The organism is Gilliamella sp. wkB108, from assembly GCF_001690195.1.
Taxonomy (GTDB): domain Bacteria; phylum Pseudomonadota; class Gammaproteobacteria; order Enterobacterales; family Orbaceae; genus Gilliamella; species Gilliamella apicola_L.
This window is the reverse complement of the sequence record NZ_LZGM01000066.1, coordinates 53,675-73,828: the sequence shown is the minus strand read 5'-3', so window position 1 is coordinate 73,828 and position 20,154 is coordinate 53,675. Positions and strand designations below refer to the sequence as shown.

The window sequence follows — 20,154 nt, the reverse complement described above, 5'->3', positions numbered from 1 at the left end:
ATATCTATAAATATCAGTTGATTAGGCTCAATAAATATACTATTTCTTTATTACTTTTGTTAATAGTCTTCAAATATAATTCTTGGACTTTTTACAGCGCAAAAAGGCTGGAGGTATAAAACCCCCAGCCATTTATGGTGTTATCGATAAACTTATTTAAGTTCGACAGCTGCACCTGCTTCTTCAAGTGCCTTTTTAAGTTCATCTGCATCAGCTTTGCTAACGCCTTCTTTAACTGTTGCTGGAGCTGATTCAACTAGATCTTTAGCTTCTTTTAAGCCTAAACCTGTTGCACCACGAACCGCTTTGATAACAGCTACTTTGTTAGCGCCAACATCTTTTAAGATAACATCAAATTCAGTTTTTTCTTCTGCTGCTTCAGCTGGACCTGCTGCTGCAACTGCAACAGCTGCTGCTGCAGAAACACCAAATTTTTCTTCCATCATTGATACAAGTTCAACAACGTCCATTACAGACATTTCTGCAACTGCATCTAAAATTTGTTCTTTAGTGATAGACATAATATAGTTTCCCAAATTTACAATTTTTTAATTAATAAAATTCACAATCGAACTGCCAATTATGCAGCTTCTTTTTGATCGCGAACCGCTGCAAGAGTACGAACCAATTTGCCAGCTGCGGCTTCTTTCATGGTTGACATCAAGCGAGCTAATGCTTCTTCATAAGTAGGTAATGTTGCTAAGCGATCGATGTTCGCTGCAGTAATCAACTCACCTTCAAAGGCTGCGGCTTTAATCTCAAATTTTTCATTTTCTTTAGCAAACGCTTTAAAAATACGCGCTGCAGCACCTGGATGCTCATTTGAAAATGCAATTAGAGTTGGACCAACAAACGCATCTTTTAAACACTCGTACTGAGTACCCTCAACAACTCGGCGTAATAGCGTATTACGAACAACACGCATATAAACACCAGCTTCACGAGCAGATTTACGTAATGCCGTCATTTTTTCTACAGTTACGCCACGAGAATCGGCAACAACTGCAGATAGCGCACCTTTGGCGATTTCATTAACTTCAGCAACAATTTCTTGTTTATTTTGAAGATTTAGTGCCATTGGTATTGCTCCTGGATTAAACTAGGCTAAGCCTAGACTTATTTTAACTAACTACAAATGTAGCTAGCATAACCACGATGAGCAGAATTCCTGTATTATATCTTATCAGGCTCTGTCACCGTCTACGTAGGAAAATTAAGTAATTAAACAGCAATTACACCTACGGTCTTGGACGGGGTCTGGTTAAGGCCAGACACCAACCGATTTTATTGTTTAATAACTAAAAATGTAATTAAACAGTTGCATTTAATGTTGCTTGATCGATTGCAACACCAGCGCCCATTGTTGTAGATAGGCTAACTTTCTTCACAAATACACCTTTAGAAGATGCTGGTTTTGCACGTTTTAAAGCAACAAGTAATGCTTCTAAATTTTCTTTAAGTTTATCTGCATCAAAATCTGCTTTACCGATAGTGGTATGAATAATACCATTTTTATCGTTACGGTAGCGGATTTGACCAGCTTTAGCATTTTTAACTGCTTCTGCAACATTAGGGGTTACTGTTCCAACTTTAGGGTTTGGCATTAAACCACGAGGCCCTAAAATTTGACCTAATTGACCCACAACACGCATAGCGTCTGGTGATGCAATAACTACGTCGAAATTCATTTCGCCTTTTTTGATTTGATCTGCAAGATCGTCCATACCGACTAATTCAGCACCAGCTTCTTTAGCAGCATCAGCATTTGCACCTTGAGTAAATACTGCAACACGCACAGTACGGCCAGTTCCGTGAGGAAGAACAATTGCGCCACGAACATTTTGATCTGATTTACGAGCATCGATACCTAAATTAACGGCAACATCAACACTTTCAGTAAATTTAGCTGTTGCGAACTCTTTTAATAAAGCAATTGCTTCGCTAATTTCATATTGCTTAGTCGCGTTCACTTTTTCGCGGATAAGTTTAGCTTTCTTAGATAATTTAGCCATTAATTAACCCTCCACTTCCAAGCCCATTGAACGAGCTGTTCCTTCAATAGAACGCATCATCGTTTCAATAGTAGCACCATTCATATCTGCAGCTTTTAATTCAGCAATTTCGCGAATTTGAGCGCTTGTCACTTTACCTACTTTTTTCTTGTTAGGTTCACCAGAACCTGACTTAATTTTAGCAGCTTTTTTCAGTAATACTGCCGCAGGAGGTGTTTTAGTTACGAATGTAAATGAACGATCAGAATAAACTGTAATAACCACTGGAATTGGTAAACCTTTTTCAAGGCTTTCTGTTTTCGCATTAAATGCTTTACAAAATTCCATGATATTAACACCATGTTGACCAAGTGCTGGACCAACTGGCGGACTAGGATTTGCTGCACCAGCTGCAACTTGCAACTTGATGTAAGCTTGTACTTTTTTTGCCATTTTAGTTTCCTTTTCTCGGGTGCAAACGCCTCTTCTATTAACAATTGCTATTAATAAATAGACAGCTCCCCTAAGTTAAATGAGGGCAGAATTATCCTACAACTAAAAAAAAAATGCAAGGTTTATTTATGAAAGATTAATGAAAAGAGCAAGGTGATTTACCTTGCTCTAGTTTGAAGCTAAAAAAAGAAAAGATTAAAGTACATCAATTGCATTAAGTTCTTTAAATGCAAGTTCTAAACGTGCCACTAATGAATCTTGACCTTTACGTAACCAAACTCGAGGATCATAATATTTCTTATTTGGTGCATCAGGTCCTTCAGGGTTACCCAATTGACCTTGCAAATAAGCTTCATTTGCTTTGTAATAATCTAAAATACCTGCCCAGTTAGCCCATTGAGTATCTGTATCAATGTTCATTTTGATAACACCATAACTCACAGCTTCACTGATTTCTTCAGCAGTTGATCCTGAACCACCATGGAAAACAAAATTCAATGATTTAGCAGGTAAATTATATTTTTCAGATACATATTTTTGAGAATTATCTAAAATTTTTGGTGTTAATTTAACATTACCTGGTTTATAAACACCATGTACATTACCAAATGATGCGGCAATAGTAAAACGTGGACTAATTGCGCTTAAACGTTCATAAGCATAAGCCACATCTTCAGGTTGAGTGTAAAGTGCTGAACTATCCATATGGCTGTTATCCACACCATCTTCTTCACCACCAGTACAACCTAATTCTAATTCTAAGGTCATTTTCATGGCAGACATACGAGCTAAATATTGACAGCAAATATCAATATTATCTTTTAATGTCTCTTCTGAAAGATCAATCATATGAGAAGAAAAGAGTGGTTTACCTGTTTTAGCAAAATGAGTCTCACCTGCATCAAGTAAGCCATCTACCCATGGAAGTAATTTTTTAGCACAGTGGTCAGTATGGACAATAACTGGTACACCGTATTTTTCAGCCATAAGATGTACATGTTTAGCGCCTGAAATTGCACCTAAAACAGCACACTCTTGACCTTCAAGTTTTAAGCCTTTACCAGCAATAAATTGAGCGCCACCATTTGAAAATTGGACAATAACAGGTGAACCCACTTTAGCTGCTGTTTCAATAACAGCATTGATTGTATTGGTGTCAACGCAGTTAACTGCTGGTAATGCAAAATTGTTTTCACGTGCAATTTGAAACACTTTTTGCACATCATCACCAGTAACTACACCGGGTTTAACGACATCAGAAATCTTTGTAGCCATTCTATTACCTATAATTTTATTTATATAAAAAGTAAAGGATGAGTAAGTAGCTCATCCTTTCTATTGATATGTATATTACGCTTTTGCTCTCGCTTCCAACATTGCAACAGCTGGTAGTTTTTTACCTTCCACAAACTCAAGGAAAGCACCACCGCCAGTTGAAATATAAGAAATTTTATCTTCAATACCAAATAAATCAATTGCAGCTAATGTATCACCACCACCTGCGATTGAAAAACCTTTACTATCAGCGATTGCTTTAGCAACAATTTCAGTACCTCGACGGAAATTAGGGAATTCAAAAACACCTACAGGACCGTTCCATAATATAGTTTTGGCATTTTTGATAATATCCGCTAATACTTCTGCTGATTTATCACCTAAATCCAAAATTTGTTCATTTTCTTTTACATCTTTAACTGATTTTTCAGTTGCTGTTGCTGTTTCACTAAATTCAGTTGCGACACGAACATCGGTTGGAACTGGAATTTCGCAATTAGCCATTAATTTTTTCGCTTCAGGAATTAAATCTGCTTCATAAAGCGATTTACCCACATTATAACCTTCGGCTGCAATAAAGGTATTAGCAATACCACCACCGACAATTATTTGATCAGCGATTTTAGAGAGGGAATCAAGAACGGTTAATTTAGTAGAAACTTTAGAGCCAGCAACAATTGCCACCATCGGACGAGCCGGATTATCAAGTGCTTTACCTAGTGCATCTAACTCAGCAGCTAATAAAGGACCAGCACAAGCGATCGGTGCAAATTTACCGGCACCATGAGTTGATGCTTGAGCGCGGTGAGCTGTACCAAACGCATCCATTACATAGATATCACAAAGAGCAGCATATTTTTTAGATAAAGTTTCATCATCTTTACCTTCACCGACATTGAAACGAACATTTTCAAGGACAACTAATTCGCCTTCTTTAACATCAACACCATTAAGGTAATCTTTCACTAAACGAACAGGGAAAGATACATGTTCTTTTAAATAATCAACAACAGGTTGTAAAGAAAATTCTGGGTTATATTCCCCTTCAGTTGGACGACCGATATGAGAAGTAACCATCACTTTTGCGCCTTGCTTGATTGCTTCTTCAATCGTAGGTAATGATGCTTTAATACGTGCATCAGAGGTTACTTTACCATTTTTAACTGGCACATTAAGATCTGAACGAATAAATAAACGTTTCCCTTTTAGATCAAGATCTTGCATTCTTATAACAGACATGAGAGTTCCTCTTGTGAAATATAAACAAAATAAAATTTGCATTATTCTAACATAAAAATTCTTTTTAGGTTACTCTCATTAACGGTTAAATTATGAACGTAATTAAATTAGATTATATCCACAAACCCCAATTTTTTTTCTTGAATGCCATTGACAAAAGGAATAAAATCAGGCATATTTCGTCGCCTTATTAATATGTAATTTTTATTTAAACTTGGGAGTTGACTTTGGCTAATATCAAATCAGCTAAGAAACGTGCGGTTCAATCCGAAAAACGCCGTAAACATAATGCTAGTAACCGTTCAATGATGCGTACTTATATTAAAAAAGTTTACGCAGCTGTTGCAGCTGGTGATAAACAAACAGCTGAAGTAGCATTCAAAGACATGCAGGCAGTTGTTGACCGTCAAGCGGCTCGTGGTTTAATCCACAAAAATAAAGCTGCACGTCATAAAGCAAATTTAATCAAACAGATAAAAGCATTAGCTTAATACTGTATTACTGTTAGATATATTTATAGCAAGATAATAAAAAGTGGTGAAAGCCACTTTTTTTATTTATATACTACTTGTTTATTCAACATTTGCGAGAGAAAAAAGAGAGTATATTGTGGTTCAGCGTGATTATGTTAGAAAAAAGAGCCAATCAAAAAAAAATAAGTCTCGAATCATGCCTAATTTAATGATATTCATTGCTACTACCCTTATCATTTTATTTTCTACTTTTCTCTACCTTATTTCTAACAACAAACCAGATAAACCCATTGAACTGCCAAAAGTAAAAACACAGCCGCCGACTGAAACCCTTCCTGAACAACCTCAAGAGCGCTGGGCATATCTTAAAGCACTGGAAACCCCTAATAATACTACCGGAACGAATTCAATTTCAGTTGCCAGTGAACGACAACAAATTCTAGATAGTTTTATGAATAACAGCAGGGTTGTTGCACAACAAAACCCTACAAATACAGAACAAACAACTACAGCGCCTACATTTACATCACCAACAACTGCGCAGACAAATAAATGGATATTACAATGTGGTGCATTTAAAGATAAGTCAAATGCAGACACGTTAAGAGCAAAGCTTGCTATGTCTGGTTTAAGTAGTAATATAACTTCTGGACAGTTATACCGCGTTACTGCTGGACCTTACATAAGCAAAAGCGAAGCTGATAAAGCGATGAGCTTATTAAAAAGTAATGGTATCAATAATTGTATTATATCTAACAAATAATATAGCCTATGAAAACATTTAAACCGATACAGATATTTGCAAAGATGTTGTGGATTCGTATAAATCAAGATCGTCTAACAACATCAGCAGCTGGGCTAGCCTATACCACAATTCTTGCATTGGTACCGCTAATTACTGTTATTTTTTCATTATTATCGGCTTTTCCTATGTTTAATGAAATTAGCCAATCATTAAAGCAATTAATTTATAATAATCTTGTTCCCACCGCGAGTGATACCATTCAAAATTATCTTGAACAATTTATTGCCAATACCCAAAGAATGACTATTTTAGGTGTGGTAGGATTAATTGTAACCTCTTTATTATTAATCAATTCGATTAATAATGCACTCAACTTAATTTGGAAAACTAAGCGTAAACGGTCATTTATCTACAATTTAACCATATATTGGACCATATTAACTTTAGGTCCTATTCTTGTAGGTTCAAGTATCGCGGTGAGTTCCTATGTTTTCTCTTTGTCATGGTTATCAACCGCCAAAACAGGAAACATATTGATCAGTTCCTTGCCATTTTTTATTTCTATAGCTGGATTTTGGTTACTTTACTGCATTATTCCAACTGAAACAGTACCGTTTAAAGAGTCAATAATTGGTGCAATTGTCGCAGCAATATTGTTTGAACTAGGTAAACGAGCATTTGCGCTTTATGTGACTTCGTTTCCAACTTATCAGCTTATTTATGGCGTGGTATCATCCATTCCAATTATGTTAGTATGGATCTACTGTTCTTGGTGCATTGTGTTATTTGGTGCCGAGTTTGCAGCAACACTCACTGACTATAATCGACAAAAAAAACAGCACCCCAAACAAGAGCCACAATCGGAGTAACTACTGTATGATAGCCTTAATTCAACGCGTTAAACAAGCCAGCGTTAGTGTTGATAATCAAATTATTGGACAAATTAATCATGGATTGCTTGTTTTACTTGGTGTAGAACAAGAAGATGATCAACAAAAAGCAATCCGTCTTTGTGAAAAGGTACTTGGTTATCGTATTTTTAGTGATAGTGAAGGCAAAATGAATCTCAATGTTGGACAAGCAAATGGTGAAGTTTTAGTGGTTTCTCAGTTTACACTTGTTGCAGATACACATAAAGGGATGCGACCAAGTTTTACTAAAGGTGCTAAACCGGATGAAGCTGAAAAACTTTATCAATTTTTTGTCGAACAATGTCAAAAACAGATCAACACACAAACCGGGCAATTTGCGGCTGATATGCAAGTATCACTAATTAATGATGGCCCTGTTACCTTTTGGTTACAAGTTTAAAAACATAGACAACACAATTATTTGTTTAAAACTCACAAATAAGCCTTGCTTACCTGTTCTTCGTAAGCAAGGCTTATTAACAATAAATTGTCAATTTTGGTTAAGAGTACAAAGCTATTTCAAATTTTTCAACATTTCAAGCTCAGTTTGATTGTCTGATAAACCTAATTTATTAAGTTTATTTACATAAAATTGTTTAACATCATTCCAACGATAATAAGGGTAATAATTAGTTGATACAGGGAGCTTAACTTCCTGCTCATTTAATAACGCTTTTACTAAAACTGGTTGATTAGCTTGATTGCTTTTATAAAAAATCAATTGTAGATTTGCACTCATCGGGATAATTTTATCTGCCCGCCAAACCGTTGGATAATCAAAGAGGGAATTAGCCACCGTTGATGTACCTGCAATTTCAAGTAATGTTACTAAGGGTGAAATCGTTTCGGCATGCGCAAATCGCAAATTAGCATCAATATTAGAGTTAGCGACTGCCTCATCAGCAGTATGGATTAAATCCCAAACTAACGGTGCTGCAATTTTAATTTGAATACCATTGGCGTCAAAAGCGGGGCCTATTTGTAAATAGTTTTTTACGGTAGCTACGGTACTAAACCATTGTTGTTGTTCTTCGGTAAAATAAGCAGTGAGATCGAGATGATTATCCGTTAAAACTTGCGACGGAAAAGCTAGTAATTCTTGATAAAGTTGATAAACCGCAAAAACAAAATCCCGAGATTTAATTGGTGATTTTCCAATTATTTCAATTCCTTTGTTTAACTTATTTGAAAAATCATGATTAAAGATTTTTTGAGCAATATCATAACTCACTTGTATTGTTTTAGTCGCATCTTCTAAAGATGAGATCCCTTTTTTAACTACTTTACTACTTTTATATTCATCATAAGCGGGAGAATATTCAAAAAAACGTAATAATGTTTGTTTATCATCAGGTTGCTGCGTTATGGTAATATTGGGATATTTAGCTTGAAATGCTTTGATAAAAATTTCTGCGGTCTCTTTTGCTCTGGGTGAGCTTGAGGTAATGGCTTCAATTTTCTGTCCTTTGAAGACAGTCGGATTATTAGCCAGCATTCGTTGACTAATTAAACCAATATCTTGACGACCAAGATCAGTAAGCTCACCATAATGATTTTGATTGAATTGCTTAATAATGGTAACTTGCCTGAGTAAATCTTCCCCTAAAGCCGTTAATTGACCTTCTTTTTCAGCTAATAATAGCGTTTGGTAAGCAATATCTTCATATTTAGATTTACTAATATAACGCGAACCATGACGTCCAATGTGATCAATATAAAAAGCTTGATAACCTTTTGGTGCTGGAGTTAAAGTCTTAGCTGTATCATATTGATAAGCTGTTTTAGAACCCGAAACGATGACTTGTTGAGCAAAACTCATCGACGAAAAGACAAATAAAAAAATAGAAAGAAACTTTTTAGAGTAATCCATAAAATACCTCTTTTCTTTAAATAGCGGTTTTATTGGTGGTAAAAAGAAAAATATCCATTAATAGAATTAATAAATAAGTAGCGATAAGGTAACTTTGCTTTAACGATATTGATTGCAATACTAAGACAGTAGTATAACAAACGAAATGGATTTACTGCTATTATCAATAAAGACGCGGTGAGATTTTACCTGTTATCACACAAAGCGTCAAAAAATAGGCGATTATTTTAACAACACCCTTTTATTTTTCGTAAAAAAGATTATCTTATTAGGCTACTAAAGATAACCTCAGCTTAATTGATTAAAAAATAATGAAATTATATGGATTCACCCGCACAAAAATTTGTTGTGCTTTTATTTCAGCCTGTATAAACAATCCTTACAACACCACCCGCTTTTTCAAAGACCTAATTGCAGGAATAACCGTCGGTATTATTGCTATACCACTCGCTATGGCACTCGCAATCGCTAGTGGTGTACCTCCTCAGCACGGACTGTATACTGCTATTATTGCAGGATTTATTATTGCTTTAACTGGTGGTTCACGATTTAGTGTCTCGGGTCCAACAGCCGCATTTGTGGTTATTTTATATCCTGTTTCACAGCAATTTGGGTTATCAGGACTATTAGTTGCAACATTATTATCCGGTATTTTTCTAATTTTAATGGGAATAATACGTTTAGGCAGATTAATTGAATATATCCCGTTACCTGTAGTATTAGGTTTTACCTCAGGTATTGCCATAACCATTGCGACTATGCAAATTAAAGACTTTTTTGGTTTGACACTTGAACATATGCCAGAAAGTTATGTGACTAAAGTAATTGAACTAGCCAAAACACTCCCCACTATCAACTTGGCTGATACGTTAGTAGGAATAGTCACTTTAGTTGTATTAATTGTATGGCCAAAACTACGCGTCAAAATTTCGGGTCATTTACCTGCTCTGGTTGCAGGTATTATTGTCATGTTGATATTCAATCAATTTGGTTATCAGATTGAAACCATTGGCTCACGTTTTACCTATACTTTAGACGATAATACTGTTGGGCATGGTATTCCGCCTGTATTACCTGAATTTATCTTACCATGGCAACATGCTGATTTTCGCTGGGATTGGACCATGCTGTCCGCGCTATTACCAATTTCATTAACCATGGCCATGCTTTGTGCAATTGAATCATTACTTTGCGCGGTAGTATTAGATGAAATGACCCACACAAAACATCACTCAAACAGTGAACTGATTGGACAAGGTCTAGGAAATATCATTGCGCCATTTTTTGGAGGGATTTCCGCTACTGCCGCCATTGCCCGTTCGGCAGCTAATGTCAAAGCTGGGGCAACATCACCCATTGCCGCAATATTACATTCATTAATAGTATTATTGGCACTTATCTGCTTTGCACCCATTTTATCATTTATTCCATTATCTGCTATGGCGGCCCTGTTATTAATTGTGGCATGGAATATGAGTGCTATTCAACGCGTCATTTATATTATAAAAAGAGCGCCCAAAGATGATGTAATGATTATGCTTATTTGCATGTCACTTACGGTATTATTTGACATGGTCATTGCCATAACACTTGGGATAGTATTAGCCTCCATTTTGTTTATGCGCCGTATTGCACGCATGACTCGATTAGTTGAACTTAACCGCAGTGATGATAAAACGTTAGTTCTGCGTATTAACGGGCCACTATTTTTTGCTGCTGCTGAGCGTACTTTTTTAGAGTTATACCAAAAAATCAATGGCTATCAACATATTGTACTGCAATGGGACGCCGTGCCAATTCTTGATGCTGGTGGGCTTAATGCCTTAATCCATTTTATAGATGAACTGCCTGAGCATGTAGATCTATCAATATGTGAATTACAGTTTCAACCACTTAAAACATTAGCTCGTGCAAAAATTATCCCTATTCCAAACAAATTGATGTTTTTTTCAACGCTTGATGAAGCACTGAAAGATAAAAGCTAGTTTTGAATTTTGATTTATTATAGGCAACATTCAACAAACACAATGGTGTAGTAATCAACTATCATCATTGTGTATGCCTTCTCGTGTTCTCTTCTTCTGCCAATTACCTTTGGTAGATATATTGATCTGAAAGATGTTTTTACATATAACCTGAAGTTAAACAAGACGAAAATAGGAAAATGATATGATATCTGACATAAACAATATTAATGCACTTAAACAAAAATCAGGCTGGTTTATCTTAGTTGGTATAATTTTAATAATATTAGGCTGTTTGGCATTAGGTTACCAATTTATTGCCACTGTTTTTTCAGTCTATTTTATTGGATCATTACTCGTCATTGCCGGCGTTGCTCAAGCTTTGCATTCGTTTAGTATTAAAGGATTTGGGCAAAGCGCTTTATGGGCAATTATGGGGGTTTTGTATATTTTCATTGGACTGCTATCCTTTTTCCAACCTGTTACTGTCTCTTCTGCCTTAACCTTAGTTATCTCTTTCTTATTGATTATGAGTGGCTTTACGCAAATCTTTGCCGCCTTTAATAATCGTAATTTACCTAGTTGGGGATGGGTATTAACCTCAGGGATTATTACTCTAATTCTCGGATTAATCATTATTGGTGGTTGGCCATACGATAGCCTTTGGGTGCTAGGGATGTTTTTAGGCATTGACTTAGTTTTTCAAGGCTGGGCTTATGTAGCAATTGGTCTAGCACTTAAAAATCGATAATTTTTGATATTGATGATTACTGCCCACAGACCTTATTTTAGCGTTGTGGGCAACAAATAATTATTAAACCCTAACCTATTTTTGCTTTGCAGTGTAAACAATGATGATTAACCCGCATTCTTAAACAGTTGGTTTATCATTAACCACAGATGATTACTTATAACTTTTATTGGTTTTAGCTTTAACTTCCTTCATCGTATGTAATATTCGTTGATAGTTATCAAGTCTTGATGAGGCTATCTTACCTTCTTGTACTGCTTTTTGTAATAAACAACCGGGTGTATCGAGATGATTACAATCCCGAAACTGACATCCACCTAAATAAGCACCAAATTCCTTAAAACCATTTATCACTTGCGCAGGCTCTAAATGCCATAAACCAAATTCACGAATACCGGGCGAATCAATAATATCACCACCATTTGGCAAATGGTAAAGTCGGGTTGAAGTGGTAGTATGTTGGCCAAGACCCGATAATTCCGAAACGTCTCCAGTCATAACCGATTGAGATTGATGAGGTAATAACAATTTAATAATACTCGACTTACCCACACCAGATTGACCGACTAAAATTGATATTTTATCTTGTAACACCTGCGTTAATGTTGCAATCCCTTGTTGATTTTGGCAGGAAACCAATAAAACCTGATAACCAATCTCTGTGTAAATGGCTAATTGCTTTTCAACTTCTGCATATTGCTCACTACTAAGCAGATCAATTTTATTTAGTACAATAATAGGTTCAATATTCGTTACTTCACAAGCAACTAAGTAACGATCAATGATATTGAGAGACAATTCGGGTAATACTGCCGAAATAATAACGATCTGATCTACATTGGCAGCAACGGGTTTAACACCATCATAGAAATCAGGTCGCACTAGTTCAGAATGACGTGGATGTACCGCTTCAATAATACCATTTGTGTTAGGCTCTAAACTTTCACGCCATATAACTTTATCTCCAGTAACTAATGAAGGCAAAGTACGACGGATGCTACAACGATGAATAAGTCCGTTACTATCTTCGACATCAGCCGATTTACCAAAGCGACTAATCACCACTCCTTCACGCGGTAATGAGAAATTAGACAGATTATCATCTTGATTGGTTTTTAAACGTTGTTGATGTTTAGCTGCAACACGTCTTTTTTGATTTTGGGATAGTTTATTTTTTGCCACAGTCACTAATTTTTTGCTAAAACAGTTTGCCAGTATGCTACACTACTCAGCATTAAAAAGAAAATCTCTAAAGTAAATTATGACTAAACCATCACTAATTAACAGCAATAATCTTATTTGGATAGATCTCGAAATGACGGGATTAGATCCCCGTGTTGATCGCATTATCGAGATTGCCACAATTGTTACCGATTCTGAGCTTAATATCCTTGCCGAAGGGCCTGTAATTGCCGTACATCAAACCGATGAACAATTGGCTTTAATGGATGATTGGAACAAAAACACGCATGGTAAATCCGGATTAATCGATCGTGTACGTCAAAGCACCATTACCGAACAAGAAGCTGAATTGCAAACTATTGCGTTTTTAAAGCAATGGGTACCAGAAAATAGTTCACCAATTTGTGGTAATACAATTGGACAAGATCGTCGTTTCTTATTTAATTATATGCCCAATTTAGAAAAATATTTTCACTATCGTTATTTAGATGTAAGTACTATCAAGGAATTAGCCAAACGTTGGAAACCTCAGATTTTAAAAGGAATATGTAAACAGAGTTCACATCAAGCATTAGATGATATTCGTGATTCAATTGCAGAGCTAAGTTACTATCGCCAACATTTCTTTGATCTCCAAGATTAGTTTGTATGCAAACCTTATACACGATTTTACTTTATCTCATTCAACCATTAGTTTGGTTAAAATTACTCTGGCGTAGTCGTAAAGCGCCAGCTTATCGCCAGCGTATACTTGAACGTTATGGTTTTTGTAAAAATAAAGTTAAATCAGGCGGTATTTTAGTTCATGCAGTATCTGTTGGTGAAACCATCGCTGCAATCCCTTTAATTAAGGCTTTACAGCAACGTTATCCAGATTTACCAATAACCATAACAACCATGACACCAACTGGCTCACAACGAGTAAAGGCACTATTAAATGATAGTGTTAGTCATGTCTATTTACCTTATGATTTACCTTGTGCGCTCAACCGATTTCTGAAAAACGTTCAGCCAAAGTTAGTGATTATTATGGAAACTGAGCTGTGGCCTAACTTTATTAGTCAATGCTATAAACGGCAAATTCCTTTAATTATTGCAAATGCAAGATTATCTGAGCGTTCAGCTAAAGGATATCGTAAATTAGGTAAGGCAATTACAAACTTACTAGCTAAAATTAGTATGGTGGCAGTACAAAATCAACAAGACGGCGAACGATTTATTTCACTTGGTTTGCTAAGTGATCAGCTATCGGTTACCGGAAGTATTAAGTTTGATATAGCTTTAACTTTAGAACAACAACAAAAAATTACTGAATTAAAACGGCAATGGCAATTACAACGCCCTGTTTTTATTGCGGCGAGTACTCACCTTGGTGAAGATGAAATAATTTTGTCCGCTTTTCGGCAAATATTAAAAAAATACCCAGATCTTTTATTAATTATAGTACCTCGTCATCCAGAACGTTTTAAGGAGGTAGGTAAATTGATCAGCGAGAATGGATTTAATTATTTATGTCGCAGTACCAATACCGCCCCGACCGATCAAACACAAGTCATTTTAGGTGATACCATGGGGGAACTGTTGGAACTTTATGGACTTGCCGATATTGCCTTTGTTGGTGGTAGTCTTGTTAAGCACGGCGGGCATAATCCATTAGAGCCAGCCTTGCACCATATTCCTATCATTATTGGTGAACACTTTTTTAATTTTAAAGTGATTTGTGAACAATTAATTTCAGCCAATGCAACGATAGTTTGCTCAAATTCAGCAGATGATTTATATTCAGCAGTAATACATCTCTTAGATGATAGAATTAACAGTAAACAAATTGGTGAACATGCATATCAAGTATTGAAACAAAATCAAGGTGCGCTCAATCGACTACTTGATGTGATTAACCGTTATCTTCCCTAAAAATAAGGATTGCCTGTGGATAAAAAACACGGTCTACTGCTGATTAATTTAGGCACGCCAAGTGCAACTACGCCCGATGCAATTAAACAATATTTAACTGAATTTTTACTCGATCGGCATGTTGTCGATCTACCTCATTTTTTTTGGTATCCGTTTTTAAAATATATTGTACTGCCTAAGCGCGTTCCTTATATCGCTAATCATTATCAAAAAATTTGGATAGAAAACCGTTCTCCTTTATTGCATTACAGCCAAATATTGCGTGATAAAATACAATATTATTTACCTAAAGTTAGATGTGAACTAGCAATGACCTATGGTGAACCAAGTATGCAATCAGCGTTAAATAATCTTAAATCCTGTGACAAAATCACCGTGTTACCACTGTTTCCTCAATTTTCTACCACTACGACCCTTGCAGTATTTGACAAATTAAAACAGATTGCGCCCAATAATTCTGCTATTGCTAATGCTTATTATATTCGTGATTATGCAGATCATCCGAGCTATATCAATGCCCTTTACTTGCAGATCAAGCAAGCTTTTTTAGAACAGGGTCAACCTGAAGTATTACTCCTTTCCTATCATAGTATTCCTGAACACTACATTAATAAACGACAAGACGATTATGTTGAACGTTGCGAACTTACCACTCAACTGTTAATTAAAAAATGCCAAGAAAATGGTATTAATCTACCAATAGAAATGGCTTATCAATCTAAGTTTGGTAAAGGTAAATGGGTTGAACCGAGTACCAGTAATATTTTGCAAAAACTAGCTACAGAGGGTGTAAAAAACGTACAGGTTATGTGTCCCGGATTTGCAACTGATTGCTTAGAAACAATTTATGAAATTGATGAAGAAAATCGAGACATATTTTTAAGTACACATGGAGAAAAATTTTATTACATCCCTGCGTTGAATGACTCTGAATTACAGATCAATCTAATATTAGATTTAATGCAACATACTGAAACGTATAGTTAACCTGAAACTTTTTTACAAAATATTAGCAAGTTTTGCAATAGCTATTCACTTTAGTTAATTATAAAAATTAGATAACAACTTAAATTCAAAATTTATTGCCCCCATTTTTGCATAATTCTATGTAAACTTAAGGGTCAGTTTTTTATAAAACTGTAGCAACCAATCTAATTGGCTATAGTTAAAAAATGGATTTATATCTATACTAAAAATATCATTTACAGCATAGTTTTAAAAAGGTAATAACATGATCGAATTTCGCAATGCGAGCAAAAAGGAGAATAATCTATGAAAATCATCATTATAGGCGCTCAAGCTGCTGGAGCAAGTGCCGCAGCAAAAGCGAGAAGAACCGCTCCTGATGCAACCATTCGTATTTATGAAAAATCTGATATCGTTTCATTTGGTGCTTGTGGATTGCCCTATTTTATTGGTGACAATTTTACCGATCCGAATGAAATGATTTCCCGAACGCCAGAACAATTTCAAAAAGACGGAATTGAAATAAAATTATTACACGAAGTCATCAATATTGATATTAATAGCAAAAAAATAACGGTTAAAGATCTTCGTTCTGGTCAAAATTTTGATGATAATTATGATAAATTACTCATTGCAGTCGGCGCAAATCCGATTAACCCTATCTTAAGCAATAGACAGCTTAAAAATATCTTCACTTTACGCGATCTACACGACGGTCTTGCGATAAAAAAAGTACTGACCAATCCAGATATTAAAAATGTTGTCGTTGTTGGCGCCGGATATATTGGACTTGAAATAGCTGAGTCATTAGTTTCACTTAAAAAAAATGTCAGAATTATTCAATTGGATGAAAGAGTACTAATTGAATCCTTCGACCAACAAATTACTGACGTGATAGAAGAAAATATAAAACAGTATTGTGATTTACATCTACAAGAACGGGTTCAAGGTTTTGAAGGTGAACATATCGTTACGCATGTCATCACCAATAAAGGATTATATCCTGCCGATGCCGTCATCATTGCTACAGGTGTAAAACCTAACAGTGATATTTATAAAAATATTGGCATAAATATGCTTGGCAATGGCGCAATAATTACTGATAGTTTAGGTCAAACCAATATTGCAGATGTTTATGCTGCCGGAGATTGTGTGGCACTTAACCACAGAGTAAGTCAATCCATGGTCTATATCCCACTCGCCACTGGAGCCAATAAATTAGGTAAAATAGTTGGTGAAAATATGGCTGGAGGACATTATGAATATCCTGGTACCATTGGCACTTCAGCACTCAAAACATTTGATATTGAAGCAGGTCGAACCGGTTTGACCGAAAACGAAGTAAAAAAAGCGCAAATCCCCTATAAAATTGTTGTAGTAAAAGATAAAAATCATAGTAACTATGTAGCAGGACAGACCAGTGTCATTGCCAAACTGATTTACCATGCAGATACCCGTGTTATTTTAGGCGGACAAATTGCAGGTGGAAGTGGTTCAGCCTTGCGAGTTAATACCTTAGCAACTGCAATTTGGTCGCACTTGAGTATTGATGAATTAACAATGATGGATTTTTTATATGCTCCACCATTTTCAAGACCATGGGATATTTTAAATATTGCAGGATCAATTGCCAAATAGGTTAACTAACATTTCAAAACATTAATCTGAATGAATCATACTTATTTAACAATGTAACAAATAAGTATGATTTACCAGCAAATAACATGAGATTTGCAATCTTAGCTTTAGTTAAGTGCTTTTTATAGTAAAGTTAATCAGAATTATTAACACTATATTTTTTTAGATAATTAAATTTATCATTAGTAGCTCGGGGGTCAATTATGCCAGATGCCATTTTTCATGGAACTTTTTTTGAAAAGTTCTTATCTATTACCCATTACCAAACATTAATTGGTATTGCTCTATTACTCATTTGTTTTTTTGCTATTATGCGCCCACTACAAAATAAGAAAGTTAACTTTTCTATTCGGATGCTAGTTGGGTTAATTCTTGGTATTGTACTAGGTTTAGGAATTCAAGCTGTCGCTGGTTTCCCGAGTACATCAAACTATTGGATGCAAGAAACAGCAACATGGTATGGCCTTTTTGGGCGAGCATTTATTGCTTTTATTCGAATGTTGGTTATTCCACTTATTTTTGTCTCCATTGTTAAAGTCATTATTGATTTTTCAGGTAAAGAGAATCTTCCCAAAATAGCTTTTAAGGGGATCTTTTGGCTACTATTTACTACTGCAATAGCGTGCCTTGTTGGTATTGTATTAGCCAATTTATTCTCATTGGGTGAAATGAGTTCTACCACTGTTCATCAAGCACAAGCCAAACAATACACCAATATTATAGATACTTTTATTAAATTGATCCCAAGCAATATTATTGCTTCAATGGTAACTGAAAACATCGTGGGATTAGTCATTTTCTCTGCTTTAATGGGAATCGCTGCTAATCGTATGGAAAAAAAGAACCCAGAGCCTATTGCCCTTTTTAAAACATTTATTCAAGCGCTATATAAAATTGTGATGTCCATTGCCATGACAATTATTAAATATATGCCTTACGCCGTGATTGCATTACTTGCCCGCACCATTATTTCCAATGGTATTCCTGCAATCATTGAAGTTTCTAGCTTTGTCGTTGCTGTCTATATTGCCACTTTAATTATGATAATTGTCCATATATTACTGGTGGTAATACATGGTGTATCACCCATTATGTTTATAAAAAAAGCACTCAGTACATGGCTATTGGCTTTCACTAGTCGTTCTTCTGTCGGTACATTACCAATGACCATTTCGACATTAACAGTCCGAATGGGTGTAAATACTGGGACAGCAAATTTAGTAGGTTCGCTTGGTAGCACCATTGGCATGAATGGTTGTGCTGGTTTCTTTCCAGCTTTACTTGCCGTTATGGTAGCACATATGGTTGGTATTGATACCAATATCCAATTTTACATTATGCTGGTAATTGTAGTGGTTATCGGATCTATTGGCATCGCCGGTATTCCCGGTACAGCAACAGTCGCTGCTACTGTGGTTTTATCCGGAATGGGGATGGCGGAATACTTCCCATTAATTGGTATGGTTCTAGCCGTTGATCCTATCATCGATATGGCCCGGACTTTAGCTAATGTATCGGGAGCAATGACAGCTGCATTAGTCACCGATCGCGAACTTGGACTTATGGATATGGATGTATACAATGATCCTAATGTTACACTCGATAACGATCCTTCCGACTCTTAATACGATTAAGTTAAAATAATAAAAAGGACGCTTCGCCGCGTCCTTTTCTATTTATGCTAAGTTAAATCAAAGATTAAATTGTTTTTAACCATGCTTTAACGTCTTTACCTAAACTTTTGTGACGCATTGCATATTGAACAAAAGTTTGTACATAACCAAGTTTATTACCACAATCATGGCTGCGACCTTTAATGCAGTATGCATCTACCGGATCTTCTTCTAATAACATAGCAATAGCATCGGTTAACTGAATTTCGCCACCAGCGCCTAATGGTGTTTTGGCTAGCATTGGCCATATTTTCTCAGATAAGACATAACGTCCAACCACTGATTGATTAGACGGTGCTTCTTCAACCGAAGGTTTTTCAACGACACTATACATCTGAGTTACATTACCCGCCGATAATGCCTCACCACGACAATCAACAATACCATAAGATGAGACTAATTCTTTTGGTACAGGTTCAACCATGATTTGACTATGCTTAGTTTCATGATAATTATTAATCATCGCAGCTAAATTATCACTGGTAAGATCACTATCATATTCATCAATGATCACATCGGGCAAAACCACCGCAAAAGGTTCATCTCCTACCAAAGGATAAGCACACAATACAGCATGACCAAGACCTTTAGCTAAACCTTGACGAACACTGGTAATAGTTACGTTTTTAGGTAAGATCCCTTGAACTTCCTGAAGTAATTGACGTTTAACACGAGCTTCTAGCATTGCTTCTAATTCAAAACTGGTATCAAAATGGTTTTCGATCGAGTTCTTTGATGAGTGGGTTACAAAAATAATTTCAGTGATCCCTGCGGCAATACACTCTTTAACGACGTATTGAATAAGCGGTTTATCCACAACCGGTAACATCTCTTTTGGAATTGCTTTGGTCGCTGGTAACATCCGTGTACCCAGTCCTGCTACAGGAATAACCGCTTTTTTAACTTTCCCATTAATCGAAGGTTCTAAATTGAATGACATTTTCTTTCCTTAAAACAAATTAACTAACAATGCCGTTGTAGTTAACTTCACTACGACGCCCATTAACAAAAGTATTTTTAACTCGTACTAAACTTAGCATATATGAGATCCAAATCCCCATGTGAAAAGTTGTAATATACACTGTCTAATGTTATCTCGATCAAGATCA

20 protein-coding genes are annotated in these 20,154 nt (G+C 35.8%); 11 read left to right on the top strand and 9 right to left on the bottom strand.

Going from position 1 to position 20,154, the window contains the following annotated elements:
• Positions 1–152: 152 nt before the first annotated feature.
• The 6 genes from rplL to pgk form a co-directional block, all read right to left on the bottom strand.
• Complete coding sequence (rplL, locus tag A9G11_RS06515; protein ID WP_065618691.1) at positions 153–521, bottom strand: 50S ribosomal protein L7/L12; 369 nt, start codon at positions 519–521, stop codon at positions 153–155.
• Positions 522–580: 59 nt separating this feature from the next.
• Positions 581–1,078, bottom strand: a complete 498-nt coding sequence (gene rplJ / locus A9G11_RS06510; RefSeq protein WP_065618690.1) for a 50S ribosomal protein L10 — start codon at positions 1,076–1,078, stop codon at positions 581–583.
• Positions 1,079–1,310: 232 nt separating this feature from the next.
• Positions 1,311–2,012 (bottom strand): 50S ribosomal protein L1, encoded by a 702-nt coding sequence (rplA, locus tag A9G11_RS06505; protein WP_065618689.1) that lies wholly within the window; start codon positions 2,010–2,012, stop codon positions 1,311–1,313.
• A 3-nt stretch (positions 2,013–2,015) separates the two neighbouring features.
• Positions 2,016–2,444: a 50S ribosomal protein L11 gene (gene rplK / locus A9G11_RS06500; RefSeq protein ID WP_065618688.1), complete on the bottom strand. Its 429-nt coding sequence runs from the start codon at positions 2,442–2,444 to the stop codon at positions 2,016–2,018.
• A gap of 195 nt (positions 2,445–2,639) precedes the next feature.
• The gene (gene fbaA, locus A9G11_RS06495) at positions 2,640–3,719 is read right to left on the bottom strand and encodes a class II fructose-bisphosphate aldolase (RefSeq protein WP_065618687.1); all 1,080 of its coding nucleotides are present in this window, start codon (positions 3,717–3,719) and stop codon (positions 2,640–2,642) included.
• A 75-nt stretch (positions 3,720–3,794) separates the two neighbouring features.
• Positions 3,795–4,958, bottom strand: coding sequence for a phosphoglycerate kinase (pgk, locus tag A9G11_RS06490; RefSeq protein ID WP_065618686.1), 1,164 nt, complete (start codon positions 4,956–4,958; stop codon positions 3,795–3,797).
• Between the two features lie 227 nt (positions 4,959–5,185).
• Between pgk and rpsT the strand changes: the two genes are divergently transcribed.
• From rpsT to dtd, 4 genes are all read left to right on the top strand, one after another.
• A complete protein-coding gene (gene rpsT, locus A9G11_RS06485; protein ID WP_025316521.1) occupies positions 5,186–5,449 on the top strand; it encodes a 30S ribosomal protein S20 in 264 nt (87 codons plus the stop codon).
• A 118-nt stretch (positions 5,450–5,567) separates the two neighbouring features.
• Complete coding sequence (locus A9G11_RS06480; RefSeq protein WP_065618685.1) at positions 5,568–6,194, top strand: SPOR domain-containing protein; 627 nt, start codon at positions 5,568–5,570, stop codon at positions 6,192–6,194.
• A gap of 8 nt (positions 6,195–6,202) precedes the next feature.
• On the top strand, positions 6,203–7,045 hold the full coding sequence (locus A9G11_RS06475; protein ID WP_065618684.1) for a virulence factor BrkB family protein: 843 nt from the start codon (positions 6,203–6,205) through the stop codon (positions 7,043–7,045).
• A gap of 7 nt (positions 7,046–7,052) precedes the next feature.
• Complete coding sequence (dtd, locus tag A9G11_RS06470; RefSeq protein WP_065618683.1) at positions 7,053–7,487, top strand: D-aminoacyl-tRNA deacylase; 435 nt, start codon at positions 7,053–7,055, stop codon at positions 7,485–7,487.
• Positions 7,488–7,601: 114 nt separating this feature from the next.
• Here the strand turns inward: dtd and A9G11_RS06465 are convergent, their stop codons facing one another.
• The gene (locus tag A9G11_RS06465) at positions 7,602–8,957 is read right to left on the bottom strand and encodes a histidine-type phosphatase (RefSeq protein WP_065618682.1); all 1,356 of its coding nucleotides are present in this window, start codon (positions 8,955–8,957) and stop codon (positions 7,602–7,604) included.
• 311 nt (positions 8,958–9,268) lie between these two features.
• Between A9G11_RS06465 and dauA the strand changes: the two genes are divergently transcribed.
• Both dauA and A9G11_RS06455 read left to right on the top strand, forming a co-directional pair.
• Positions 9,269–10,942: a C4-dicarboxylic acid transporter DauA gene (dauA, locus tag A9G11_RS06460; protein ID WP_065618681.1), complete on the top strand. Its 1,674-nt coding sequence runs from the start codon at positions 9,269–9,271 to the stop codon at positions 10,940–10,942.
• A 184-nt stretch (positions 10,943–11,126) separates the two neighbouring features.
• Positions 11,127–11,672 (top strand): HdeD family acid-resistance protein, encoded by a 546-nt coding sequence (locus tag A9G11_RS06455; RefSeq protein WP_065618680.1) that lies wholly within the window; start codon positions 11,127–11,129, stop codon positions 11,670–11,672.
• Between the two features lie 153 nt (positions 11,673–11,825).
• Here the strand turns inward: A9G11_RS06455 and rsgA are convergent, their stop codons facing one another.
• A complete protein-coding gene (rsgA, locus tag A9G11_RS06450; RefSeq protein ID WP_065618721.1) occupies positions 11,826–12,854 on the bottom strand; it encodes a small ribosomal subunit biogenesis GTPase RsgA in 1,029 nt (342 codons plus the stop codon).
• A gap of 79 nt (positions 12,855–12,933) precedes the next feature.
• Here rsgA and orn point away from each other — a divergent pair, with 79 nt between their 5' ends.
• From orn to A9G11_RS06425, 5 genes are all read left to right on the top strand, one after another.
• A complete protein-coding gene (gene orn / locus A9G11_RS06445; protein WP_065618679.1) occupies positions 12,934–13,497 on the top strand; it encodes an oligoribonuclease in 564 nt (187 codons plus the stop codon).
• A 5-nt stretch (positions 13,498–13,502) separates the two neighbouring features.
• The gene (gene waaA / locus A9G11_RS06440) at positions 13,503–14,768 is read left to right on the top strand and encodes a lipid IV(A) 3-deoxy-D-manno-octulosonic acid transferase (protein ID WP_065618678.1); all 1,266 of its coding nucleotides are present in this window, start codon (positions 13,503–13,505) and stop codon (positions 14,766–14,768) included.
• Positions 14,769–14,783: 15 nt separating this feature from the next.
• A complete protein-coding gene (gene hemH, locus A9G11_RS06435) occupies positions 14,784–15,755 on the top strand; it encodes a ferrochelatase (protein ID WP_065618677.1) in 972 nt (323 codons plus the stop codon).
• Positions 15,756–16,040: 285 nt separating this feature from the next.
• Positions 16,041–17,372 (top strand): CoA-disulfide reductase, encoded by a 1,332-nt coding sequence (locus tag A9G11_RS06430; protein WP_065618676.1) that lies wholly within the window; start codon positions 16,041–16,043, stop codon positions 17,370–17,372.
• A gap of 203 nt (positions 17,373–17,575) precedes the next feature.
• Positions 17,576–18,997, top strand: a complete 1,422-nt coding sequence (locus A9G11_RS06425; RefSeq protein ID WP_065618675.1) for a cation:dicarboxylate symporter family transporter — start codon at positions 17,576–17,578, stop codon at positions 18,995–18,997.
• A gap of 73 nt (positions 18,998–19,070) precedes the next feature.
• On the opposite strand, the gene galU is transcribed toward A9G11_RS06425, so the two are convergent.
• Positions 19,071–19,985, bottom strand: coding sequence for a UTP--glucose-1-phosphate uridylyltransferase GalU (gene galU, locus A9G11_RS06420; RefSeq protein ID WP_065618674.1), 915 nt, complete (start codon positions 19,983–19,985; stop codon positions 19,071–19,073).
• Positions 19,986–20,154: the final 169 nt, after the last annotated feature.